21 protein-coding genes are annotated in these 23,434 nt (G+C 68.3%); 11 read left to right on the top strand and 10 right to left on the bottom strand.

The window, feature by feature from the left end; all coding sequences use genetic code 11:
- Window positions 1–70 precede the first annotated feature (70 nt).
- From rlmN to OHT77_RS13025, 4 genes are all read left to right on the top strand, one after another.
- On the top strand, window positions 71–1,177 hold the full coding sequence (gene rlmN / locus OHT77_RS13040) for a 23S rRNA (adenine(2503)-C(2))-methyltransferase RlmN (RefSeq protein ID WP_328828498.1): 1,107 nt from the start codon (window positions 71–73) through the stop codon (window positions 1,175–1,177).
- A 201-nt stretch (window positions 1,178–1,378) separates the two neighbouring features.
- The gene (locus tag OHT77_RS13035) at window positions 1,379–2,452 is read left to right on the top strand and encodes a thiamine ABC transporter substrate-binding protein (protein WP_328828496.1); all 1,074 of its coding nucleotides are present in this window, start codon (window positions 1,379–1,381) and stop codon (window positions 2,450–2,452) included.
- Window positions 2,453–2,529: 77 nt separating this feature from the next.
- Entirely contained in the window at window positions 2,530–4,131 is a 1,602-nt protein-coding gene (locus OHT77_RS13030; protein ID WP_328828494.1) for an ABC transporter permease, read from the top strand.
- Window positions 4,132–5,166, top strand: a complete 1,035-nt coding sequence (locus OHT77_RS13025; protein WP_328828492.1) for an ABC transporter ATP-binding protein — start codon at window positions 4,132–4,134, stop codon at window positions 5,164–5,166.
- Window positions 5,167–5,313: 147 nt separating this feature from the next.
- On the opposite strand, the gene OHT77_RS13020 is transcribed toward OHT77_RS13025, so the two are convergent.
- The 7 genes from OHT77_RS13020 to OHT77_RS12990 all read right to left on the bottom strand — a co-directional run bounded on the left by OHT77_RS13020 (window position 5,314) and on the right by OHT77_RS12990 (window position 11,935).
- Complete coding sequence (locus OHT77_RS13020) at window positions 5,314–6,006, bottom strand: LAETG motif-containing sortase-dependent surface protein (RefSeq protein WP_328828490.1); 693 nt, start codon at window positions 6,004–6,006, stop codon at window positions 5,314–5,316.
- 160 nt (window positions 6,007–6,166) lie between these two features.
- Complete coding sequence (locus OHT77_RS13015) at window positions 6,167–7,288, bottom strand: LOG family protein (protein WP_328828488.1); 1,122 nt, start codon at window positions 7,286–7,288, stop codon at window positions 6,167–6,169.
- Between the two features lie 25 nt (window positions 7,289–7,313).
- Complete coding sequence (locus OHT77_RS13010; RefSeq protein ID WP_328828487.1) at window positions 7,314–7,721, bottom strand: VOC family protein; 408 nt, start codon at window positions 7,719–7,721, stop codon at window positions 7,314–7,316.
- A gap of 64 nt (window positions 7,722–7,785) precedes the next feature.
- Window positions 7,786–9,138: a hypothetical protein gene (locus tag OHT77_RS13005; RefSeq protein ID WP_328828485.1), complete on the bottom strand. Its 1,353-nt coding sequence runs from the start codon at window positions 9,136–9,138 to the stop codon at window positions 7,786–7,788.
- Entirely contained in the window at window positions 9,120–9,860 is a 741-nt protein-coding gene (locus OHT77_RS13000; RefSeq protein WP_266772977.1) for an ABC transporter ATP-binding protein, read from the bottom strand. The genes OHT77_RS13005 and OHT77_RS13000 overlap by 19 nt, the downstream gene beginning before the upstream one ends.
- Window positions 9,861–10,052: 192 nt before the next feature.
- Entirely contained in the window at window positions 10,053–11,432 is a 1,380-nt protein-coding gene (locus tag OHT77_RS12995) for an aspartate aminotransferase family protein (protein ID WP_266772978.1), read from the bottom strand.
- Entirely contained in the window at window positions 11,417–11,935 is a 519-nt protein-coding gene (locus OHT77_RS12990; protein ID WP_266772979.1) for an Lrp/AsnC family transcriptional regulator, read from the bottom strand. The genes OHT77_RS12995 and OHT77_RS12990 overlap by 16 nt, the downstream gene beginning before the upstream one ends.
- 166 nt (window positions 11,936–12,101) lie before the next feature.
- Here OHT77_RS12990 and OHT77_RS12985 point away from each other — a divergent pair, with 166 nt between their 5' ends.
- Both OHT77_RS12985 and OHT77_RS12980 read left to right on the top strand, forming a co-directional pair.
- A complete protein-coding gene (locus tag OHT77_RS12985) occupies window positions 12,102–13,541 on the top strand; it encodes a gamma-aminobutyraldehyde dehydrogenase (RefSeq protein ID WP_328828484.1) in 1,440 nt (479 codons plus the stop codon).
- A 264-nt stretch (window positions 13,542–13,805) separates the two neighbouring features.
- A complete protein-coding gene (locus OHT77_RS12980) occupies window positions 13,806–14,996 on the top strand; it encodes an extracellular solute-binding protein (protein ID WP_328828482.1) in 1,191 nt (396 codons plus the stop codon).
- A 78-nt stretch (window positions 14,997–15,074) separates the two neighbouring features.
- On the opposite strand, the gene OHT77_RS12975 is transcribed toward OHT77_RS12980, so the two are convergent.
- Complete coding sequence (locus tag OHT77_RS12975) at window positions 15,075–15,581, bottom strand: hypothetical protein (protein WP_328828481.1); 507 nt, start codon at window positions 15,579–15,581, stop codon at window positions 15,075–15,077.
- A 470-nt stretch (window positions 15,582–16,051) separates the two neighbouring features.
- Complete coding sequence (locus OHT77_RS12970; RefSeq protein ID WP_328828480.1) at window positions 16,052–17,077, bottom strand: hypothetical protein; 1,026 nt, start codon at window positions 17,075–17,077, stop codon at window positions 16,052–16,054.
- 123 nt (window positions 17,078–17,200) lie between these two features.
- Between OHT77_RS12970 and OHT77_RS12965 the strand changes: the two genes are divergently transcribed.
- Window positions 17,201–17,509 carry a helix-turn-helix domain-containing protein gene (locus OHT77_RS12965; RefSeq protein ID WP_328828479.1) on the top strand — a complete coding sequence of 103 codons (309 nt, stop codon included), beginning with the start codon at window positions 17,201–17,203 and terminating at the stop codon, window positions 17,507–17,509.
- Window positions 17,502–18,026, top strand: a complete 525-nt coding sequence (locus OHT77_RS12960; RefSeq protein WP_328828478.1) for an ImmA/IrrE family metallo-endopeptidase — start codon at window positions 17,502–17,504, stop codon at window positions 18,024–18,026. The genes OHT77_RS12965 and OHT77_RS12960 overlap by 8 nt, the downstream gene beginning before the upstream one ends.
- A gap of 254 nt (window positions 18,027–18,280) precedes the next feature.
- Here OHT77_RS12960 and OHT77_RS12955 read toward each other — a convergent pair whose 3' ends face one another.
- Window positions 18,281–19,798: a TerD family protein gene (locus OHT77_RS12955; RefSeq protein ID WP_328828477.1), complete on the bottom strand. Its 1,518-nt coding sequence runs from the start codon at window positions 19,796–19,798 to the stop codon at window positions 18,281–18,283.
- A 527-nt stretch (window positions 19,799–20,325) separates the two neighbouring features.
- On the opposite strand from OHT77_RS12955, the gene OHT77_RS12950 reads away from it, so the two are divergent.
- From OHT77_RS12950 to OHT77_RS12940, 3 genes are all read left to right on the top strand, one after another.
- Window positions 20,326–21,552 (top strand): VWA domain-containing protein, encoded by a 1,227-nt coding sequence (locus tag OHT77_RS12950; RefSeq protein WP_328828476.1) that lies wholly within the window; start codon window positions 20,326–20,328, stop codon window positions 21,550–21,552.
- Entirely contained in the window at window positions 21,549–22,220 is a 672-nt protein-coding gene (locus OHT77_RS12945; RefSeq protein ID WP_328828474.1) for a DUF6308 family protein, read from the top strand. Before OHT77_RS12950 ends, OHT77_RS12945 begins: the two co-directional genes overlap by 4 nt.
- A gap of 214 nt (window positions 22,221–22,434) precedes the next feature.
- Window positions 22,435–23,361, top strand: a complete 927-nt coding sequence (locus tag OHT77_RS12940; RefSeq protein ID WP_328828472.1) for an endo-beta-N-acetylglucosaminidase H — start codon at window positions 22,435–22,437, stop codon at window positions 23,359–23,361.
- The last annotated feature ends 73 nt before the right edge of the window (window positions 23,362–23,434 follow it).

The following is a 23,434-nucleotide window of genomic DNA, read 5'->3' as shown; positions in this document are numbered from 1 at the left end:
TGTACGAGAGGGGCTCGTTGTCCACAGGGCGGCGAGTCCCTCTTCGTATGTCTGCGACACTGGTAGGGCCATGCCTAAGCCCGGAGAACTCACATTCGTCGCCCCCCGCGGAGCCCAGAAGCCGCCGCGGCACCTCGCCGACCTCACGCCCGCCGAGCGCAAGGAAGTCGTCGCCGCGGTCGGGGAGAAGCCGTTTCGCGCCAAGCAGCTCTCGCAGCACTACTTCGCGCGGCTCGCGCACGACCCGGCGGAGTGGACCGACATCCCCGCCGGCTCGCGCGCGAAGCTGCAGGAGGCGTTGCTCCCTGAGCTGATGACCGTCGTGCGGCATCTGTCGACCGACCAGGACACCACGCGCAAGACGCTGTGGCGGCTGTTCGACGGGACGCTCGTCGAGTCCGTGCTGATGCGGTACCCGGACCGGGTCACCATGTGCATCAGCTCGCAGGCGGGGTGCGGCATGAACTGCCCGTTCTGCGCGACCGGTCAGGCCGGCCTGGACCGCAATCTGTCGACCGGCGAGATCGTGCACCAGATCGTGGACGGCATGCGGGCGCTGCGCGACGGCGAGATCCCCGGCGGGCCCGCGCGGCTCTCGAACATCGTCTTCATGGGCATGGGCGAGCCCCTCGCCAACTACAAGCGGGTCGTCCAGTCCATCCGCGCCCTCACCGACCCCGAGCCGGACGGCCTCGGTCTCTCGCAGCGCGGGATCACCGTCTCGACGGTTGGACTCGTCCCGGCGATCCACCGCTTCGCGGACGAGGGCTTCAAGTGCCGCCTCGCGATCTCGCTGCACGCGCCGGACGACGAGCTGCGCGACACCCTGGTCCCCGTGAACACCCGCTGGAAGGTCCGCGAGGTCCTCGACGCGGGCTGGGAGTACGCGGCGAAGTCAGGCCGCCGCCTGTCCATCGAGTACGCGCTGATCCGCGACATCAACGACCAGGCGTGGCGCGGTGACCGCCTCGGCCGCCTCCTCAAGGGCAAGCCGGTGCACGTCAACCTCATCCCGCTGAACCCGACGCCGGGTTCGAAGTGGACCGCCTCCCGCCCCGAGGACGAGAAGGCGTTCGTCGAGGCCATCGCGGCCCACGGGGTGCCGGTCACCGTCCGGGACACCCGCGGCCAGGAGATCGACGGAGCGTGCGGCCAGCTCGCCGCGACCGAGCGGTAGGCTGACCGGCGTAGGTACATCTTCATATTCCGACAGGGGAGCGCCACAGCGCTGAGAGTGCGGGATGGTCCGCAGACCCTCTGAACCTCGCCCAGGTCATTCTGGGTAGGAAGTTCGGTCATCACTCTTGCTGTTGCGCCCTGCCCGCGTCCCGTGGGCAGGGCCGCGTCTCTTCCTGGACACCCCAGGAGGAAAACAACCGTGCACACCAAGGCATTCATCGCCGCAGCCGTCGGCCTCGGGCTGCTCTCGCTCTCCGCGTGCGGCTCGTCCGACAGCGGCAGCGGCGCCGGCTCCAAGACCGTCACCCTCGTCAGCCACGACTCGTGGGCCGTCTCGAAGAGCGTCCTCAAGGACTTCGAGAAGCAGTCCGGCTACACCGTCAAGGTCCTCAAGGACGGCGACGCCGGCCAGGCCGTCAACAAGGCGATCCTCACCAAGGACAACCCCCAGGGCGACGTCTTCTTCGGCGTCGACAACACCCTGCTCTCCCGCGCGCTCGACAACGGCCTCTTCCAGTCCTACGACGCGAAGGGCTCCGCGCTCGTCAAGCCCGAGTACCGCGTCGACCAGACCAAGCACCGGGTCACGCCCATCGACACCGGCGACATCTGCGTCAACTACGACAAGGCCTACTTCAGCAAGCACAAGCTGACCCCGCCGACGTCCTTCGCCGACCTGGTCAAGCCGGAGTACAAGAACCTCCTCGTCACCGAGAACGCGGCCACCTCCTCGCCCGGCCTCGGCTTCCTGCTCGGCAGCGCGGCGCAGTACGGGGACGACGGCTGGCAGGCGTACTGGAAGAAGCTCCAGACCAATGGCGTCAAGGTCGTCGACGGCTGGGAGCAGGCCTACGACCAGGAGTTCTCCGGGTCCGCCGGTGGCAAGAAGGCGGGCGGTGACCGGCCCCTCGTCGTCTCGTACGCCTCCTCGCCGCCCGCCGAGGTCATCTACGCCGACCCGAAGCCGACCACCGCGCCCACCGGGGTGTCGTACGGCACCTGCTTCCGGCAGACCGAGTACGCGGGGCTGCTCAGCAACGCGAAGAACACCAAGGGCGGCAAGGCGTTCCTCGACTTCCTGCTCACCAAGGAGTTCCAGCAGGACATGCCTCTCAACATGTTCGTCTACCCGGTGATCCAGGGCGCCCAGGTACCGCAGGAGTTCGAGAAGTACGGCCGCCAGGCCCCGGACCCCGAGACCATGGCGCCCACGAAGATCGCCGCCGACCGGGACCAGTGGGTCAAGTCGTGGACCTCGCTCGTACTGAAGTAGCCGAAGCGGCTGAAGCAGCAGAAACGGCCCCGCGAAAGTCCCTCAAAAACAGGGGCAACGCGACGCGGCTCGGTCTCATGGCCGTGCCCGTCGCGTTCTTCGCGGTGTTCTTCGCCTACCCCGTCGCCGCGATCGTCGGACGGGGTCTCAAGGTCGACGGCGCCTGGCAGTTGGGCCGCGTCTGGGATGTGCTGGGTCAGTCCGACATCCGGCACGTCCTCTGGTTCACCACCTGGCAGGCGCTCGCGTCCACCGCGCTCACACTGCTGATCGCGCTCCCCGGCGCGTATGTCTTCGCGCGCTTCGACTTCCCGGGCCGGCATGTCCTGCGGGCCGTCGTGACGGTCCCGTTCGTGCTGCCGACGGTCGTCGTCGGTACGGCCTTCCTCGCGCTCGTCGGCCGCGGCGGACTCCTCGACGACCTGTGGGGCGTACGGCTGGACACCACCGTGTGGGCCATCCTGCTCGCGCACGTCTTCTTCAACTACGCGGTCGTCGTACGGACGGTGGGCGGCCTCTGGGCGCAGCTCGACCCGCGTCAGGAGGAGGCCGCGCGGATGCTCGGCGCCTCCCGGCTGCGGGCCTGGCGGACGGTGACGCTGCCCGCGCTCGGGCCCGCAGTGGCCGCCGCCGCGCTGATGGTCTTCCTCTTCACCTTCACGTCGTTCGGCGTGGTCCAGATCCTCGGCGGCCCGACCTTCTCCACCCTCGAGGTCGAGATCTACCGCCAGACCTCAGAGGTCTTCGACCTGTCCACGGCGGCCGTCCTGACGATCGTGCAGTTCGTCGCGGTCGGCGCGATCCTCACCGTGCACGCCTGGACGGTACGGCGACGGGAGAGCGCCCTACGGCTGGTGGACCCGGCGGTGACCGCACGGCGCCCGCGCGGTGCCGGCCAGTGGACCCTGCTGGCCGGGGTCGTCGCGTCCATCGCCGTGCTGCTCCTGCTGCCGCTCGCCGTGCTGGTCCAACGCTCCCTGGACACACCGGACTTCGGGTACTTCCGGGCGCTGACCCACGACGACGGCGGCACCTTCCTGGTCCCGCCGATCGCCGCGATCGGCAACTCGCTGGAGTACGCGGTCGCCGCCACCGCCATCGCCGTGGTGATCGGCGGACTCGCCGCCGCCGCCCTCACCCGGCGGGATGCCGGGCGGCTGGTGCGGGGCTTCGACGCGCTGCTGATGCTGCCGCTCGGGGTGTCGGCGGTGACGGTCGGCTTCGGGTTCCTGATCTCGCTCGACAAACCCCCGCTGGATCTGCGGAGTTCATGGATTCTGGTGCCGCTCGCGCAGGCGCTGGTCGGCGTCCCCTTCGTCGTACGGACGATGCTGCCCGTGCTGCGGGCGGTGGACGGACGGCTGCGGGAGGCGGCGGCCGTGCTCGGGGCGTCGCCGTGGCGGGTGTGGCGCGAGGTCGATCTGCCGCTGGTGCGGCGGGCGTTGCTGATCGCCGCGGGGTTCGCGTTCGCGGTGTCGCTGGGCGAGTTCGGGGCGACCGTGTTCATCGCGCGGCCCGACAACCCCACCCTGCCGGTCGCGGTGGCCCGCCTGCTGTCGCGCCCCGGTGATCTCAACTACGGCCAGGCGATGGCCCTTTCGACGATTCTGATGCTGGTGTGCGCGGTGGCCCTGCTGGTCCTGGAGCGCCTGCGCACCGACCGGACCGGGGAGTTCTAGATGCCGCCGACCATGCTGCTCAGCCTTGAGGGCGCGACCGTACGGTTCGGTGGGCGCCCGGTGCTGGACGCCGTCGACCTGGGTGTCGCCGAGCACGAGATCGTGTGTGTGCTCGGGCCCAGCGGCAGCGGCAAGTCGACGTTGCTGCGGGCGGTCGCCGGGCTCCAACCCCTGGACGCCGGGCGGGTGTTGCTCGACGGCGGGGACCAGGCCGGCGTGCCCGCGCACAAGCGGGGCGTGGGTCTGATGTTCCAGGACCATCAGCTGTTCCCGCAGCGGGACGTGGCAGGCAACGTGGCCTTCGGGCTGCGGATGCACGGGGCGTCGAAACGGCAACAGGACGACCGGGTGGGTGAGTTGCTCGACCTGGTCGGACTGCCGGGCGCGGCCCGCCGTGCCGTCGCCGGGCTGTCCGGCGGTGAACAGCAACGGGTGGCGCTGGCCCGGGCGTTGGCGCCCCGGCCCCGGCTCCTCATGCTCGACGAACCGCTCGGCCAGCTCGACCGGTCGCTGCGGGAGCGGCTGGTCGTCGAACTCCGGGAACTCTTCGGCACGTTGGGCACGACCGTGCTCGCGGTCACCCACGACCAGGGCGAGGCGTTCGCGCTGGCCGACCGGGTGGTGGTGATGCGGGACGGGCGAATTGCCCAGTCCGGTACGCCGCTCGAAGTCTGGCAGCACCCCGCCGACGAGTTCGTGGCCCGTTTCCTCGGCTTCGACAACGTGGTGGAGGCCACGGTCGCGGGGGAGGCCGCCGACACCCCCTGGGGCAAGGTTCCCGTCCCTGAGGACGCCCCTCAGGGAACGCGCAGCCTCCTCGTACGCCCCGCGGGAGTACGCCTGTTGCCCGCCGACGAGGGCCTGCGCTGCACGGTCACCGCCCGCACCTTCAAGGGCACCCACGTCGCCGTACAGCTCCAGCCGGAGGACGCGCCGCGCCTGGAGGCGGCCTGCGCGCTGCGGGCGGCGCCGGAGGTCGGGAGCGCGGTCGGGGTGGAGTTCGACGCGGCGGAGATCGTCGTACTCGGCGACTAGCGCGCAGGTGGGTCACTCGCCCCTGAACCGATCCGCGTACGCGGGTCATTCGCGCAGACGAGTCCCCCCGAACCGATCCGCGCATGCGTGTGGCCCGTCCCCACGAACCGGACGGGCCACAACAACAGGTGTTTCAGCGGCTGTTGATCAGCTGCCGTTGTTCGCACCACGACGGCGCATGCCGAAGTAGACGGCTCCGCCGCCCACGACGACGAAGGCGCCCGCGATGCCGGCGATCATGCCGGTGTTGGAGTTCGCACCGGTCTCGGCGAGGTTCGAGGAACCGGCCGCCGGGGACGGGGCGTTGTCCGTGGTCGTCGCGGGAGCGGTGCTGCTGCTCTCCGTGGCCGACGGGGTCGGGCTGTCGGACTCGGCCGGGGTCGAGGCGGTCTCCGACGGGGTCGGGGAGGCCTCGGTGGGAGTCGGGGTCGGGCTGGGCGACTCCTCGGCCTTGCAGGCCTTGGACGGCGTGGTCAGGTTCGGCGTGATGTCCTTGTCGACCACTTTGCCGGCCTTGACGTGAACGCGGTACGTCGCGTTCGGCTGCCAGTCCTCGGCGAAGGTGATGGTGACGCCTTCGCGCGAGCCCTTGATGGTCTGCGCCGTACCGATCTGCTTGGCGTCGGCGCCGTTGTTCTCCAGGAACACCGTGACGGTCGCCTCGGTGGCCGAGGCGTCCTTGTCGGTGACGGTGATGACACCGCTGGTGCCGTCACACGTCGCTTCGGCGGAGAACTCGCTGATGTTGCAGGCGAGCGCGTTGCCCGCAAATCCGAGCGCGAGTGCGGCCGAGGCGGACGCGACACCGAGGATGCGTACGGAACGTCGAGATATGGACACGTTTGCCCTTCACGGGATGTGCAACTGCGGGGGGTTTAGGGGGAGATGGAGCGGCAATCAGGTGAGGCACCACTACCCCCAGGCGTCTCACTGGTCTATAAGTGCTGCGTAAGCAGTGTCAATGCATATGCGGTGTACGGCAGTTGCCTTTACCGGTACTTTAATCAGAGAGACGTTTCAGCGCGTCCGGAGCCTCCTCGATACGGTCAACGAGGGCGATACGGGCCTCCATTGGCCGTTCCCGGGCAAGTGCACGCAGCAGCGGCCACGTCGGCAGCCGCTCCGTCCAGTGCTCCCGGTCCACGAGCACCATCGGGGTGGGCTCGCCGCGCGACTCGTAGTAGTTCGGCGTCGCGTTGTCGAAGATCTCCTGCACGGTCCCGGCCGCGCCCGGCAGGAACACCACGCCGGCGTTCGAGCGGGCCAGCAGGCCGTCCTCGCGGGTGGCGTTGGCGAAGTACTTGGCGATGTGCGAGGCGAAGGCGTTCGGCGGCTCGTGGCCGTAGAACCAGGTCGGGATGCCGATCGAGTGGTTGCCCTTCGGCCAGCGGGTGCGGACCTCGAAGGCGCGCCGGGCCCAGTCGGTGATGGAGGGGCTGAACGACGGTGATCCGGCGAGGAGTTCGCACGCCTCGTCCAGCATCGCGTCCTCGTACGGCGCCGCGTACGCGCCCAGGTTGGCCGCCTCCATCGCGCCGGGGCCGCCGCCGGTCGCCACGGTGTAGCCGGCGCGGCTCAGCTCGCGTCCCAGGCGCGCGGCACCGCCGTAGGCCTCCGTCCCCCGGGCCATCGCGTGGCCGCCCATGACGCCCACCACCCGTGCGCCGCGCAGGAGTTCGTCCAGGGCGTCGGAAACGGAGTCGTCGTGGACCGCGCGCAGCATCGACGCGTATATGTCGCCGTCGGCCTTGGTCCGCTGGAACCAGGAGTACGCGAGCGCGTCCGGGGTCTGTTCGTAGCCCTGGTCGAGCGAGGCGAACAGCTCGTCGGGCGTGTAGAGATGACCGCGGTAGGGGTCGAAGGGGAGGTGCGGGACGGGCGGGAAGACCAGGGCGCCGTCGGCGCGGACCTTCGCGGCCGCCTCGTCGCGCATCGGGCAGCCGAGGAAGACGGCGCCCGAGGTGTCCGTGGTGAGCAACTCCCGCGTACGGTCCGTCAGATCGACGCCCTGGACGCGGTGTCCTGCGAGAGTGCCGCGGGACGAGACGATCGCGTCGAAGTCCTCGACCGTCTCGATCTCGCGTTCGTCGTGATGGGCCGCATGGGCCGGGCTGGTCTGCACGCGCCCATGCTAGGCACCCGACCGCTCAGCCCTGGACGGCCGCCGGGTCCATCCACACGATCTCCCAGGAGTGGTTGTCCAGGTCCTCGAAGGAGCGGCCGTACATGAAGCCCTGGTCCTGGATGTCGTCGTTGGCGGTGCCGCCCGCCGCGACCGCCTTGTTGATCAGCTCGTCGACCTTCTCGCGGCTCTCGGCGCTCAGACACAGCAGCACCTCGCTGGTCCTGGCCGAGTCGGCGATGTCCTTCTTCGTGAAGTCGCTGTAGCGCTTCTTCTCCAGGAGCATCGCGATGATCGTCTCGCTGATCACGACACACGTGGTGTCGTCCGTGCTGAACTGGGGGTTGGTCGAGAAACCGAGCTCGGTGAAGAACTTCTTCGACGCGGCGGCGTCGTTCACGGCCAGGTTCACGAAGATCATCTGCTGGTACATGCTGGGGCCTCTCCCATCGGGCGTGCGTGCTGTTCGGTGGGTAGACAGGCGGTCCGCGGAAAACTCATCGGTGGGCGAGCGGAAGTGCCGCGAGTTCGGCGATCACGACGGTCAGCGGCACGAACAGGGCGAGCAGCGCGCCCGCGCGCAGGGCCGCCGCGCTGCGCAGCACGGTGGCCGGAGCGCCCAGCCGTACCAGCGCGGCCGTGGTGTCGGCGCGGGCCTGCCGGGCCTCGACGGCGGAGGTGAGCAGGGTCGCCACCGTGCAGCCGGTCACCAGGAGCGTGCCGAGGGTGGTGAGCGGGCCGACGGCCGCGTCCGTGTCGTGGAGCGCGGTCATCGCGTACGCGCCCGACGCCACCGCGCAGACCACGCCCAGCGGGCGGCCGATGCGGGTCGCCTCCTCCATGAGGACCCGGCCCGCGAGCAGCCGGAGGGCGCCCGGGCGCACGGCCTGGAGGAGCCGTCCGCACAGGTGGGTGAGGCCGGGGCCCGCGAGGGCGAGCCCGAGCGCGGTCAGCACCCAGCCGGCCAGCACGCCCGCCGGGCCGCCCGCGTGACCGCCGGGCATCGACAGCCCGTCGGTGTCCGCCGTCCGGTTCGCGTACGCCTCGACGGCCAGACCGGCGGCGAGGACGGCCACGCCCCAGGGGAGGCCCTTGGGGACCTCGCGGGGGGCCGGGGGGCGGGTGGGGTCGAGGTCGACCGGGCCCGTGACGGTGGCGGTCGGTTCGGCGTCGGCCGCGGGCTCGGGCGCCGGGGCGGGTGTCTCCTCGGCTTCCGCTTTACGGCTGCCCGTTCGCAGGTGGGCGCCGAAACGGCCGTAGGTCCCGAAGGTCTCGCGGGTGCCCGATCTGCCGTAGGCGCCGAAACGGCCGTAGGACCTCGGGGCGCCCTTCGGGGAGGTGTCCTTCGGGCGGAGGGTGAGGGCCACCGAGACGGACGCGGTCGCCGGGACGATGGCGAGGAGGGTGAGGGCGGCCGGGAGGGGGAGGGGGATGTCCGAGGCGAGGAACTCCGCCGCCGCTCCGTCGAAGGGCATGCCGGTGAGGTCGCCGCGGAGGTGGAGGAAGAAGAGGAGGGCCAGCATCGAGCCGAGGGTGCAGGCCAGCGCGGTCGTGGTCGCCGAGATCGCCATCAGGCGGCCGGGGCCGAGGCCGATCGCGGAGAGGCCGGGGCGGGGTTTCGTCGCCGGGTCGGTGCGGGCGACGGCCACCGCGAAGTAGACCGTGGCGGCCAGCGGGGTCGCGCACCAGGCCAGGCGGAGGGCCGCGGTGGCGGGGGAGTCGGGGTGGCCCATCGCGTAGCCGAGGGCGCACAGCAGCAGGAAGCCCGTGCCCGCCGAGGCCACCGCGACCAGCAGTCGGCGCAGTTGGACGGCGGGGTGCGAGCCGCGGGTCAGACGGAGAGCGAGCACGCGGCCCGGCCTTCCGACTCGGCGACCGGGGGAAGGTGAACCGTGTTCACCCGGCGGCCGTCCAGGAGCGACACCGTGCGGTCCGCGAGGGCCGCGGTCTCCGCCTCGTGGGTCGCGAGGACGACGGTGATGCCGTGCGAGCGGGCCGCCGTGGTGAGCGTGCGCAGCACCTGGGCGCGGTCCGCGCGGTGCAGTGGGGCCGTCGGCTCGTCGGCGAACAGGACCGTGGGGGCCGGGGCCAGCGCGCGGGCGATCGAGACGCGCTGGCGTTCCGCCTGGCGCAGCTCGTGCGGGCGTTTGCGGGCGTGGTCGCCGATGTCGAGACGGTCCAGCCACTCCAGGGCGGCGGTCTTGGCACGGCGGCGGCTGGTGCCGCGCAGCATCAGGGGGAGGGCCGCGTTCTCCCAGACGTTCAGCTCCGGGACGAGCACGGGGGCCGGGTCGATCCAGCCGAAGCGGTCGCGGCGCAGCCGTTCGCGGGTGAGCGGGCCCATGGTGTGCACGGGCACGCTGTTGAACCAGACCTCGCCGCGGCCGGGGCGCTCCAGGCCGGAGAGACAGCGCAGCAGGGTCGTCTTGCCGCTGCCGCGCGGGCCGCTGACGGCGAGGATCTCGCCCTCCCGGACACCGAGCGAGACACCGCCCAGCGCGGGCGTTCCGTCGTGGTGCTGGAAGTGCAGGGCGCGTGCCCAGAGCACGTCGTTGTCCGGCGGGGCCACCATGCGCGTACACCTCGTTCTGATCCGTTTTCCGTACCGCGTCCCCCTTGCGGGGGAACGAGGACGGGGCCGATCGGTTACCAGGCACGCTAAGGACGATGGGGGCGCGACCCCGGACAGCACACGGCCCGGGGTGCACCCTTCTCACTCGAACGGGTGCACCCCGGGCCGTATAAACCGTTGAATCGCCGAAGGCTAGAGCTTCGTCCACGCCTCCGTGAGGACCTGGCGGACGATGCCCTCGATCTCGTCGAAGGTCGACTGGTCGGAGATCAGCGGCGGCGACAGCTGGATGACCGGGTCACCGCGGTCGTCGGCGCGGCAGTAGAGGCCGTACTCGAAGAGCTTCTTGGAGACGAAGCCGTAGAGCACGCGCTCCGACTCCTCGTCCGTGAAGGTCTCCTTGGTGGCCTTGTCCTTGACGAGCTCGATGCCGTAGAAGAAGCCGTTGCCGCGGACGTCGCCGACGATCGGGAGGTCGTGCAGCTTCTGCAGGGTCTGCAGGAAGTTGGCCTCGTTGTCGAGGACGTGCTGGTTGAGGCCCTCGCGCTCGAAGATGTCGAGGTTGGCGAGGCCGACCGCGGCGGAGACCGGGTGGCCGCCGAAGGTGTAGCCGTGCAGGAAGGTGTTGTCGCCCTTGTAGAACGGCTCGGCCAGGCGGTCGGAGATGATGCAGGCGCCGATCGGGGAGTAGCCCGAGGTCATGCCCTTGGCGCAGGTGATCATGTCCGGCACGTAGTCGAACTTGTCGCAGGCGAACATCGTGCCCAGGCGGCCGAAGGCGCAGATGACCTCGTCCGACACGAGCAGCACGTCGTACTGGTCGCAGATCTCGCGCACGCGCTGGAAGTAGCCGGGCGGGGGCGGGAAGCAGCCGCCCGCGTTCTGCACCGGCTCCAGGAAGACGGCCGCGACCGTCTCCGGGCCCTCGAACAGGATCTGCTGCTCGATCTGGTCGGCGGCCCAGCGGCCGAAGGCCTCCGGGTCGTCGCCGAAGAGCGGGGCGCGGTAGATGTTGGTGTTCGGCACCTTGTGCGCGCCCGGGACGAGCGGCTCGAACGGGGCCTTCAGCGCCGGGAGTCCGGTGATGGACAGGGCGCCCTGCGGGGTGCCGTGGTAGGCGACCGCGCGGGAGATGACCTTGTACTTCGTGGGCTTGCCCTGCAGCTTGAAGTACTGCTTGGCGAGCTTCCAGGCGGTCTCGACGGCCTCGCCGCCGCCGGTGGTGAAGAAGACCTTGTTCAGGTCGCCGGGCGCGTGGTGGGCGAGACGCTCCGCCAGCTCCACGGCCTTCGGGTGGGCGTACGACCAGATGGGGAAGAACGCCAGTTCCTTGGCCTGCTTGGCCGCGGTCTCGGCCAGTTCGGCACGGCCGTGCCCGGCTTGGACCACGAACAGACCCGCGAGACCGTCGAGGTAGCGCTTGCCCTTGTCGTCGTAGATGTAGGTGCCCTCGCCACGGACGATCGTGGGAACGGGCGCGTTCTCGTACGAGGACATGCGGGTGAAGTGCATCCACAGGTGGTCGTACGCGGTGCGGCTGAGGTCCTTGCTCACGGTTATCGGGTTCCCCACATGTAGGTCTGCTTCTTGAGCTTCAGATAAACGAAGCTCTCGGTGGAGCGCACGCCGGGCAGCGCCCGGATGCGTTTGTTGATGACGTCCAGCAGGTGGTCGTCGTCCTCGCAGACGATCTCGGCGAGGAGGTCGTACGAGCCCGCGGTCATCACCACGTACTCCACTTCCGGCATGGCCGTCAGCGCGTCCGCCACGTGCTCGACATCGCCCTCGACGTTCACCCCGACCATCGCCTGCCTGCGGAAGCCCACGGTGAGCGGGTCCGTGACGGCGACGATCTGCATGACGCCCTGGTCGAGCAGCTTCTGGACGCGCTGGCGCACGGCCGCCTCGGACAGGCCGACGGCCTTGCCGATCGCGGCGTACGGCCGGCGGCCGTCCTCCTGGAGCTGCTCGATGATGGCGAGGGAAACGGCGTCCAAGTGAGGAGTACTGCCGTTCCTGGACTCGCGGGAGTCCCTCTGGTCTGCGCTTCGACTGGCCACGGCTTCACTGTGCACGACGTCTCGACCGTTCCGCAAGGCCGCTTCGATGAAATTCGTTGTTTACGTGGTCAAGACTTGCGGATTTCGTAGCCCTGGCGCGATCGGGGGTGTTGAAAACGTGGGCTGGGCGATTAGGGTGGGTGTCTCAGTGATTGGACACCCAGACCTTGGAGGGCCGGCAGTGAGCACCGAGCTGCGTCGTCTGCGCAATTACATCGACGGTGAGTTCCGGGACGCCGCCGACGGACGGACCACCGAGGTGGTCAACCCGGCGACCGGCGAGGCGTACGCGACCGCCCCGCTGTCCGGCGAGGCGGACGTCGACGCCGCCATGGTGGCCGCCGCCGCGGCCTTCCCGGCCTGGCGGGACGAGACCCCGGCCAAGCGGCAGAAGTACCTGCTGGACATCGCCGCCGCGTTCGAGGAGCGCGCGGAGGAGCTGATCGCCGCCGAGGTGGAGAACACCGGCAAGCCGATCGGGCTCACCCGCTCCGAAGAGATCCCGCCCATGGTCGACCAGATCCGCTTCTTCGCGGGCGCGGCCCGGATGCTCGAAGGCCGCTCGGCCGGCGAGTACATGGAGGGCATGACCTCGATCATCCGCCGCGAGCCGATCGGCGTCTGCGCGCAGGTCGCGCCGTGGAACTACCCGATGATGATGGCGGTCTGGAAGTTCGCCCCGGCGCTGGCCGCGGGCAACACCGTGGTGCTGAAGCCCTCGGACACCACCCCCGCCTCCACCGTCCTGATCGCCGAGATCATCGGCTCGATCGTGCCCAAGGGCGTCTTCAACGTCGTGTGCGGCGACCGCGACACCGGCCGCGCGATGGTCGAGCACCACACCCCGGCGATGGCCTCCATCACCGGCTCGGTGCGCGCCGGCATGTCCGTCGCCGAGTCCGCGTCCAAGGACCTCAAGCGGGTCCACCTGGAGCTGGGCGGCAAGGCCCCCGTCGTGGTCTTCGAGGACACCGACATCGCCAAGGCCGTCGAGGACATCTCGGTCGCGGGCTTCTTCAACGCCGGACAGGACTGCACCGCGGCGACGCGCGTCCTGGTCCAGGAGTCGATCCACGACGAGTTCGTGGCGGCGCTCGCGAAGGCCGCGTCCGAGACGAAGACGGGCCAACCGGACGACGAGGACGTGCTGTACGGCCCGCTCAACAACGCCAACCAGCTCAAGCAGGTCACCGGCTTCATCGAGCGGCTGCCCGCGCACGCCAAGGTCGAGTCCGGCGGTCACCGGGTCGGCGAGAAGGGCTACTTCTACGCCCCGACCGTCGTCTCGGGCCTGAAGCAGGACGACGAGATCATCCAGAACGAGGTCTTCGGCCCGGTCATCACCGTCCAGTCCTTCACGGACGAGGCCCAGGCCATCGAGTGGGCCAACGGCGTCGACTACGCGCTGGCCTCCTCGGTCTGGACGAAGGACCACGGGCGCGCGATGCGGCTGTCGAAGTCCCTGGACTTCGGCTGCGTGTGGATCAACACCCACATCCCGCTGGTCGCCGAGATGCCCCACGGCGGCTTCAAGAAGTCGGGCTACGGCAAGGACCTGTCGGGCTACGGCTTCGAGGACTACACGCGGATCAAGCACGTCATGACGTCGCTGGACGCGTAGGCTACGGCGCCCGACCGGACGTACACGGCGCGGCCCCGCACGGGATCAACTCCCCTGCGGGGCCGCGCTGTTGCGTCCCGGGGGGCCTGGCTCCCGCGGTGCCGGCACCCTGCCCGGTGTCCACGACGACCGCGCGTCGGCCCCGCTCCGTGTGAACGTGCGGTTACTTCACAGGCAACCGATCGACAAGGTGTCGGGTCCACAGGAACCCGCTCGACGCAGCGTCCATTGATCGGGGACAGGCGACCGGGTCATGCTGCGCGGGTGCCCCAGACTCCGAAGTCGTACTCGCCCTCCCGTCGCTCCCTGCTGCGCGCGCTCGGCGGGACCGCCGCGCTCGGCGCGCTCGCCGGGTGCGGTGTGCCCGCCGCGTATGTGAAGGCGGGCGATCGCGCCGGCGCCGATCTGTCCACCAAGGACAAGCGGCTGACCTGGGCGAACTGGCCGCTGTACATCGACACCGATGACAACGACGCCACGAAGCGGCCCACGCTCGACGCCTTCGAGAAGCGCACCGGGATCTCCGTCGACTACATCGAGGAGATCAACGACAACGACGAGTTCTTCGGCAAGATCAGCCCGGCGCTCATGAACCACCAGCAGACCGGCCGCGACCTGATCGTCATGAGCGACTGGATGTGCGCGCGGTTCGTCCACCTCGGCTGGGTCCAGCGGATGGACCGGTCCGCGCAGCCCAACGTGGCCAAGTACCTCGACCCGCAGCTCAGTTCGCCCGCCTTCGACCCGGGCCGCCGCTACACCGTGCCGTGGCAGTCGGGCATCACCGGCATCGCCTACAACCACCGCAAGCTGGGCCGCGAGATCCGCCATGTCTCCGACCTGTGGGCGAGCGACCTGAAGGGCCGGGTCACCCTGCTCTCCGGGCTCGACGAGGCGTTCGCGCTGCTGATGCAGGGCAACGGCGTCGACATCACCAAGTGGACCGCCGCCGACTTCCACAAGGTGTGCGACCAGGTGCGGACCCAGATCAGCCGCAACCAGATCCGCCGCTTCACCGGCAACGACTACACCAAGGACCTGGTCAGCGGCGACGTCCTCGCCTGTCAGGCCTACTCCGGCGACGTGATCCAGCTCCAGGCCGACAACCCGGACATCCGCTTCGTCGTCCCCGAGGAGGGCGCCGAACTCTGGGCGGACTCCCTGATGATCCCGGACCTGGCCCGCCACAAGACCAACGCGGAACGCCTCATCGACTACTACTACGAGCCCGAGGTCGCCGCCGAACTCGCCGCCTGGGTCAACTACGTCTGCCCGGTCCCGGCCGCCCAGGCGGTCCTCGCGGACTCCAAGGACAAGGACACCGCGGAGCTGGCCGCGAACCCGCTGATCTTCCCGGACTCGACGATGCGGAAGCACCTCGCGATCGCGCGGGACATCACGTCGACGGAGCGGGTGGAGTTCGCGAAGGAGTGGAACAAGATCGTGGGGTTGTAGGGGCGGGCGCGGCATTGTGACGAGGATTTTCAGTCGGCACGAAAGAGGAATGGTTGACATCAAGATCACTGCCGCCTGTCAGAGGTGACGGCGCATGACCTCAATGCAGTCTGCACGGGCGGCTGTTGAGCGGTCGCGTGGGTAGGCCGCGCCGAGGTTCATCCCCTCATCGGTCCTGATGGGCGGCTGCTGCCAGGCGAGACTCATCTGTGCGCCGGCTTCAGCGCGGGCCGTGGCGACGAGGATCGCGTACGGCCCCGCGACGGACGACGCTTCGATCTGGAGCCATGCCTGGTGGAACGCCATGCGCGCCAGCAGACTGCTGACCTCGTCCGTGAGTTGCTGCCGGACCAGGTCCGAGGACGCCGGGCGGCGTCGTATGCGGTACGGCATCTCCAGGTATTCCTCGACCGCGGTCAGGGCTTCGGCGAAGGTCTTCGCCTGGTGCTCCCGCCTCACCGCCCGCTGGTTGAGGGTGTACGTGAGGAAGGCCCCGAACACGGCGACGAAGGGGACGATCAGCGCGGTGGTCTGGGACCAGGTCCACCCGCCGCTCGTCGCCGCTGTCGCCGCGATGACCTCCATGCACCACTCCCCGGCATGCCGTGCGGGGCGTCCTCAATCAGCCACTGACCGCCGTGCTCACCGCCGGTGAGCCGCCAGTAGCGTTCGAGGAACAAGTGTGTGCGGACAATCTCGATGAGGTCCAGGAGTCCTTTCGAACTCGTCCACCGTCGTGCTTCCGGATCGAGCGGGTGCCAGAGGCAGAGGGCGTCGTCGTCTGTGTACCGGTGCTTTGAAGATGCCCCTGGTTTGGCGTGCACGCGAGGGAAGTCCTGGGGCTTCTGGTCGTAGGTCGGGTAGGGCGGATTCTCGTAGAACCTGATGCTGACGTCGATCGGCTCGGGCTCGCCGATGACGTCGAGTCCCGTGAGTTCATACGTCAGTGAGCCGCGGCGGTACGTGTGCTGGAGGGCGGAGCCGAAGCGTCGCCGGGCGTCGCGTTCGAACGGGGCCCACCAGAAAGGCTGAGCCCCGTACCAGGTCGCCATGGCTCAGATTCCCCAGGCCCGGGTGGGCGTGACGAGTCCGACGGCGAGTCCGAGACCGGTGGCGGCCGTGCCGCCCGAGCGGACCGTCGTTGCCAGCCGTGCGGCTTCCTCCTGTGTGGCATCCGCGTCCGGGACGAGCTCGGGGAGGACCTGGTGGAGTGCGTGCTGGGCGCTGAGCGGGCGTCCGGCTGCCTCGTGCTCGATCGCGAGGTCGACGTAGTCACGCGCGGTGCACAGTCGTTCGTGGACCTCGCGGCGCGTCATGTTCAGGGGGATGGGGCCGGCCACGTGGGCCGGGTCCGGTGTCGGGCCCTTGTCGATCTCGTCCGCCGCGTAGGTGAAGAAGACCTGGAGCGCGTTGATCAGAGGCATGGGCTCGTCGAGGCACCCGAGGCAGAGGGCCTTGATGTTCCAGGAGCACATGGGCTTGCTGTGCGTGCAGTTCCAGTGCTTCAGCAGCCGGACCGTGCGGGCGAACACGACCTTCGTGTCCGTGATGGCCTGGAGCACCATCTGGGTGTGCGTGATCGGGTCGGCGCGGTCCCACTGATCCGCGATCTTCGTGTTGGGGATGCACAGTCCGCGGCCGGAGGGGTGCGGCAGTGCGGTCATGACGTCCGCGGTGAAGTCGTCCTGGCCCCGGGTCACGGGGTCACCGAAGCGCACGAGGATGGCACGGCGGCGGCCGACGACCTCGATGGTCAGCTTCGGGAACTCCGTGTCGAGGTCTTCGTGGATCGCGTCACGGACGATCTCCATGAGCGGCAGGGCGCCCTTCTTGCCCGGACCGTAGGGCTCGGCGTCCTTCTTGGTGAGGACGACTCCGAGGTCGACGTCGGTCAGGGGCGTGTTTGCGTCGCCGTGCGCGACGCTGCCGTTGAAGTAGGTGGTCGATCCGGGGAAAGCCCGGCGTGCGGACGCGGCCAGAAGTCGGCGGCGCCGCTTGGCCTCGTCGAGTTCCTTGTCGGTCACCTGGATCTTGCGGCGTCCTTCGTCGAGGAGCTGCGCAAGGGACTCTTTTCGAACCATGGGGTACCTCTCTGTGCTCTGCCCCCACCCGTTTCCACTCTAGGAAACCACAAGCATTCCAGTTTGAGCAACAGTGTTGGTGAGACTGGAAGTGGTGGCGTGAGTGCGAGAGGATGCGAACACATGGACGGGTTCTATGAGGCGTTCGGGGAGCGGGTTCGGAGGGCGCGTGCCGCCCAAGGAATGAACCAGCAGGAACTGGGGGGCGCCGTGGGGCTCAACCGCACGTCGATCAGCAACATTGAGAAGGGACGCCAAAGGGTCGCGTTGCACATGCTCTTCGAGTTCGCTGCGGTACTGCAGGTGGAGCCCGAATCTCTGTTGCCCGAGCCCGACGGTCGCTCGGACGTCTTGGACGAGTTGCCGGAAGACGCACGTGGCTGGGCGCAAAGCGTGTTGGCCAATGCACAGAAGGAGGCAGATCGTGGCTAGGCGAGCGGAACAGGCTGCCGATCGACTCCTGGCGGAGGCGGGTGAGATCTTGCCGCCCGTCAACGTGGAGCGCTTGGCCGCTCAGCTCGGTGTCGTCGTATCCCGTAGTTCATTCAAGGACGGTGATGTGTCCGGCATGCTCGTTCGCCAGGATGGCCAGTCGCCGGTTGTGGGCGTCAACGATTCCCACTCCAGCCATCGTCAGCGGTTCACCATCGCCCATGAGCTGGGACATTTCCTGTTGCACCCCGGGCGTGAAGTCGTGCTGGACCGACCTGTCAGAGTCAACCTCCGGGACAAGACGTCGAGCATGGCGACCGACCGTGAGGAGATCGAGGCGAACGCCTTCGCTGCAAGCGTGCTGATGCCAGCTGGGCTTGTCCGATCGGAACTCGAGCGGCTACCCGTGACTGTTCGGCAGGATCCAGATCGTTGTACAACCGCTTTGGCCGCAGTTTTCGATGTCAGCGATTCGGCGATGGGTTTTCGTCTGATCAACCTCGGCCTAGTGAGCTGATCCCTTGGTAGGGGACTCGTTGCGTACCTGACCTAATCTGACGTTGCCGGTTGGTCTTCTGGTCAGGATTGGCTGGGCGACGGTGCTGGACCTCTTGAATAGGCTGCTCTTGCGGCTTCGATTCTGATCGTCCTGGCTCCTCGGCGTCGCGGATCTCCCGCAGTGCGGGGTTCTCCCGGTCGCTCAAGCCAGAGGTGTGACGAGCGTCGGCCGGGCGTTCGTCCGGGTGAAACGCCAACGCGTGATGGACCCGGTTACTCGACGTCGACGCCGTACGCCCGAGCGAGGCCGTCGAGCCCATCCGCCCAGCCCTGCCCAAGGGCCCGAAGCTTCCACACGGGGTTGCCGTTGGCGCTGTGCCGATAGAGCTCGGTGATGACCATGGCCCGAATGGAAGGATCGGTGGGAGGCCTGAAAGTCCAGGAGCTGCCGATTACACAGTTCAGATCCAACGTTGCGTGAGTGAGGGACCCGCAGGTCAGTCCGGTGTCGACATCCATGTTGATGGCGATGGCGACCCGGTGCACTCGGTCCGGTAGAGCGGAAAGATGGACGGTGGCTCGTTCCGCCGTCTGGGATCCTTCCTGTTGTTTGCCGAGGAGACGCGCGCTTCCGTCAGCAGCGGAGGGCTGGTTGTAAAAGACGAAATCTTCGTCAGCGCTGACCCGGTTGTCGTTCCCGAGCAGGAACAGGGTGAGGTCTGCGTCCGCGCCGGCAAAGGTGAAGGAGACACGGAGTCCCTGCCAGGCTTCCTCAGGCAGGACGAGGGTCTGGCCCGGGATGAGCACCGTAGGGGTGGCCGGAGGAGCAACGGGCACCGGTGGTGGTGAAAGAGTCCCTTGCGTCCACTCGGCGAACATTCTGATCCGGTACGGATCGCCGACTGCGGCGCCGAGGTCGGGAAGCGTGTTGGCGCCGAGGGCAATGTCCAGGTCGGCGAGGGACGGTTCACCAGAGCTGGAGTCGTCTTGGGCGCCCTCCAGCAGAGACTGCAGACCGGCAATGCGTGTGGTGTCCAGTTGTCTGAGGGTGGTGGAAGGGTTGCCCGAGGCAGTGGTGGTGACGGAACAGGCGTTGTCCTGCCCGATATCCAGGAAGCGTAGGGCATCCTCAGGCACTCGCCACGGTGTTGACTCGATCGCCTGCCGTGTCCAGCGGCCGTAGGCGACGAAGCCGAGTCGCTGTGTGTCGGGGAGACGTGTCATGACGGCCAAGTCGATGGCTTCGATGCCGGGTGCGGTCGCGAAGCCCTCCTTGAGAGTGGCGACGATGCTGGAGCCCATGGCTGTCAACCACCACAGAGTTCGGTCGCGTTTGGTGAGATTCTTAAGGGTGGGACGGCCGCCGGGGGTCAGGCCTGCGGTCTGGGTGGGCATCGTGTCGAGGTCCTGCTGTCGCATCACGACGGACAGGACCGAGCCGTCCACGGCGACTGCGCAGCCGGCCGCTGGATTGTCGGAGAAGGCGCTGTTCACCGCCTGGCAGACGGTGGCCTCGTCGTTGGCGACCAATGCGCGCCACCACTGTCCGGCCTCGGCGACCATCCGTTCACGAACGGCGTTCAGACGCGCTGTCTCCGAGGCAAGGTACGCGGGGGCGTCCTGTTGTGCGCGCCGCTTTGCGGCAGCCCGTTCGGTTCGTGCGAGTCGACTCACTCCGTGCAGGTGGAATGTCTGGGCTTCGGCGAGTGCCCATGGCAGGCCGAGCTGTGGAGTGGCTGGGATCAAGGGCGGTTGTGCAGCGGTGAAGGTCTGCAAGTGGACGCTGGTCATCTGCCGCCTGAGCTCTTGCAGTTGAGCGATGGCGGCGTCGCGTTCCGCCTCCTGTTGTGCTCGTTCCGCTTGACGGCGCGCTCGCTCCAACTGGCCGGCCGAAGGGGCAACCGATCGAGTTTGCGTGGTTCGACGCGTACTGGTCCGGCGACGACTGCCACGGAGGGAACTCGACGCGTAGAAGGGGCCCAGTCCTGTCGACACCCTTGCGCCGCCACTGCCCGTACTGAGCCTTGCCCCACGCGGACCGACAGACGTTCGCACGCCTCGTGTCGAGACGCGAACACTCAGCCCAGGCACGCCGACACGGAACCCGAATCCCATGCCCACCCCTTTCCCCAGGGGGCACAGTGTGGCACTAACAGACGCTTCGGGAGTACGTGTGAGGCTCATCCGCCCCTGGGAGATTCGACATCCGTGTAGGGAGGTGAGGACCGCAGTCACCTTAGGGGCGCATTCCGCTCAAAGTTGAGACGGCCAAGAACCAGCGGACTACCGTTTCCCTCTCAGCGATCAAGGGGGCGAGGATGCAAACGACGTCGTTGCGTAAAGGGGAGAACCACACACTCATGGCGACGCCGGTGGTAATGGCGGTGTCGGTTCAGGGCTTGGCTGCGGATGTCTCGGCACTGTTGTTGGGGGCGGACGGCAGGGTTCGCAGCGACGACGACTTGATCTTCTACAACCACCCGTCCCAAGACGGAGTGTCGATCGCCGGCCCAGCGGTCACGGCCGATCTCGTGCGCGTGCCGGCCGACGTGGACCGAGTGGTTGTTGTGGTGAGTGCCGACCCGCTGCAGCCCGGCGCGGTCTTCACCCGTGCACCGCTTCTGACGGTTACCCAGTCAGGGTCGCCGACTCTGTCGTTCACCGCTCCGGACTTTATGTCCGGTGAGACCGTAGTGGTTCTGGCGGAACTCTATCGGCGGAACGCGGAATGGAAGATCCGTGCTGTGGGACAGGGGTATGCCTCCGGCTTGGCTGGTCTGGCCACCGACTACGGAGTGGATGTCGAACCCGAGCCCGTTCCCACCCCTTCGTCTCTTCCCGCCCAAGGGCGTCGGAACTCAAGTCCGGCGGGGTCTGCGGTGGACTTGTCGAAGGTCGAACGGGTGGCCCCCGGTCTGCTGTCTCCGGCGCGTCAGGCCGGCAAGGCCCTTGTGAACCGGGACATCGCGAGCAGGCGGGCGGCGGTGTACCTGATCCTGGATCACGACTGGGACATGGAAGAGTTGTACGAGTCATTCGCTGTGCAAGCCTTCGCTGAGCGTGTCTTGGCGCTGTCGGCCAACCTCGACGACGACGGCACCGTGCCCGTGGTCTTCTCCAGCGGACGGGAACCCTTCCTGGAGGAGATCCGGTTGGACAACTACCGTGGCCGCATTGGGCAGTTGCATACCCAGGTCGACTGGGGGTGGGGCAATGTTGCCGACGCCATGCGTCGTGCAGTTGGGCACTACCAGGAATCCGGCGCTTCTGATCCCGCCTTCATCGTGACTCAGGTCGGTGATGAGCCCTGGGACAAGGCCGAGGTCCGCTCACTACTACAGAACACGGCATCACTTGGAGTGTTCTGGCTGTTCGTCGGGTTCGGGCGCGGCAAGCTCGCGTTCTACAAGAACCTCAACGCCTCCGCCTCCGCTAGCTTCACCAACGTCGCCTTCTATGACGCGAGCAAGAACCCGGGATCGGTGCCCGATGAGCGGTTCTACGCCGGTCTTGTCGATGCCTTCGCTGCCTGGTTGCGGCGTTGAGTCAACCGCCGCTTGCTCGCCGACTGAGCAGCCTCATCACCTCTGATCAGGCCGTATTGAATCTCCAGCGTTACTTCGGCACCAACCTGCTCCATGAAGCAGCGCCGTTCACGGGTAGTCGTTTCGAGCACCTTGCCGGCGGCGGGGACCGTCAGGCGGTCGCGAACGTAGTTACCGCCGACGACCTGATCGCTGTGCAGACCCTGTCGGTCAGGATTCCCGCGCAGGTGGCCCTAGATCTTCTAGAAGGCGACCTTGGTGTCCGGTTGTCCAAGCTGCTGAGCAGTGTTCCCTTCGACATCGACATGGTTGATGCCGAGACTGCCGACCTGGCCGAAGAGTCGCCGGCACACACTGCCTGGCGCGTGCTCTGCGATCAGCCCGGAATTGGGTGGGTGACGGCGGGCAAGCTTCTTGCCCGGAAACGGCCTCGGCTGCTGCCCGTCTACGACCAGGTAGTTCGCTGCGTTCTCGGTCGGCCGAAGTCATTCTGGCTCGAGTTGCATGGCGCGCTGCGTGCTGACAACCATGCCCTGCACCGTGAACTGACGGCCCTACGACAGTCCGCCGACGTACCCGCGACTGTCAGTGCGCTGCGGGTCTGCGACGTGGTGCTCTGGATGCACCACCGTGTGGATCACCAACAGGGAATCTGCACCGAGACCTGAGTCCGTCGGCTGTACCCGAGGGAGCGGCCGTACAGCGTGGTTTTCCGGCAACTCCCCTGCCCGGATTGAGGGTTGGGGCGCGATATGCGTGGAGTCGGGAAGGGTTTCCGCAGGGTTCCGGGGATTCCCGTACGGGAACGGAAGGGTCGGGGGGCTCACTCGGCGCTCGCCGGCAGGGCGGGCGTCGGTCCATGCGATGGGAGACCGACCAACGATGTTCACTCCGGTGCGGAGAAGAGTACGGACGGCCGCGCTCGCGCTGTCGGCCATTGCGGCCCTCGCCCTGGGCGCGACCGCCACGAACGGCGCGGCAGCGGCGCCGGCGGCGCCCGCCGCCGCGAAACAGGGACCGACCTCGGTGGCGTACGTCGAGGTGAACAACAACAGCATGCTGAACGTCGGCAAGTACACCCTGTCCAACGGCGGCGCCAACGTCTTCGACATCGCCGTGATCTTCGCGGCGAACATCAACTACGACGCCGGCACGAAGGCGGGGACCCTGTACTTCAACCCGAACGTGCAGCGCGTCCTCGACAACGCGGCCACGCAGATACGGCCGTTGCAGCAGAAGGGCATCAAGGTCGTCCTCTCGGTGCTCGGCAACCACCAGGGCTCGGGCTTCGCCAACTTCCCGTCGCAGCAGACGGCTTCGGTGTTCGCGAAGCAGCTGTCGGACACCGTGACCAAGTACGGCCTCGACGGCATCGACTTCGACGACGAGTACGCCGACTACGGCAACAACGGCACCACCCAGCCCAACGCCAGCTCGTTCGTGTACCTGGTGTCGGCACTGCGCGCCAACATGCCCGGCAAGATCATCAGCCTCTACAACATCGGCCCGGCCGCGTCGCGCCTCTCCTACGGCGGCGTCGACGTCACCTCCAAGTTCGACTACGCCTGGAACCCGTACTACGGCAGCTGGCAGGTCCCCGGCATCGCCCTGCCCAAGTCGAAGCTGTCACCGGCGGCCGTCCAGATCGGCGGCACCTCGCAGAGCACGGCCGCCTCTCTCGCCGCCCGCACGGTCAGCGAGGGGTACGGCGTCTTCCTGACGTACAACCTCGACGGCACCGACCGCACCGCCGACGTCTCCGCGTTCACCAAGAACCTGTACGGCAGTGCCGCCCACTACACGCCGTAGGCCTACGGCGCTCCCCGGCGTGCGGTGCTCCCTCGGGTCCGACCGGGTCCCGTAGGGCTGCGCCTCGGGCAGG

It is taken from the genome of Streptomyces sp. NBC_00252 (assembly GCF_036187565.1).
GTDB lineage: Bacteria > Actinomycetota > Actinomycetes > Streptomycetales > Streptomycetaceae > Streptomyces.
This window is presented reverse-complemented; position numbering and strand designations above follow the sequence as displayed.

What these genes read in the sequence shown, in the direction of transcription:
- OHT77_RS12975 (WP_328828481.1), bottom strand. Translation starts at nt 15,581, where the DNA reads ATGGAGGTCATCGCGGCGACAGCGGCGACGAGCGGCGGGTGGACCTGG.
- OHT77_RS12955 (WP_328828477.1), bottom strand. Translation starts at nt 19,798, where the DNA reads ATGACCAGCGTCCACTTGCAGACCTTCACCGCTGCACAACCGCCCTTG.
- rlmN (WP_328828498.1), top strand. Translation starts at nt 71, where the DNA reads ATGCCTAAGCCCGGAGAACTCACATTCGTCGCCCCCCGCGGAGCCCAG.
- OHT77_RS12965 (WP_328828479.1), top strand. Translation starts at nt 17,201, where the DNA reads ATGGACGGGTTCTATGAGGCGTTCGGGGAGCGGGTTCGGAGGGCGCGT.
- OHT77_RS13000 (WP_266772977.1), bottom strand. Translation starts at nt 9,860, where the DNA reads ATGGTGGCCCCGCCGGACAACGACGTGCTCTGGGCACGCGCCCTGCAC.
- OHT77_RS13010 (WP_328828487.1), bottom strand. Translation starts at nt 7,721, where the DNA reads ATGTACCAGCAGATGATCTTCGTGAACCTGGCCGTGAACGACGCCGCC.
- OHT77_RS12970 (WP_328828480.1), bottom strand. Translation starts at nt 17,077, where the DNA reads ATGGTTCGAAAAGAGTCCCTTGCGCAGCTCCTCGACGAAGGACGCCGC.
- OHT77_RS12950 (WP_328828476.1), top strand. Translation starts at nt 20,326, where the DNA reads ATGCAAACGACGTCGTTGCGTAAAGGGGAGAACCACACACTCATGGCG.
- OHT77_RS13030 (WP_328828494.1), top strand. Translation starts at nt 2,530, where the DNA reads ATGGCCGTGCCCGTCGCGTTCTTCGCGGTGTTCTTCGCCTACCCCGTC.
- OHT77_RS12940 (WP_328828472.1), top strand. Translation starts at nt 22,435, where the DNA reads ATGTTCACTCCGGTGCGGAGAAGAGTACGGACGGCCGCGCTCGCGCTG.
- OHT77_RS13025 (WP_328828492.1), top strand. Translation starts at nt 4,132, where the DNA reads ATGCCGCCGACCATGCTGCTCAGCCTTGAGGGCGCGACCGTACGGTTC.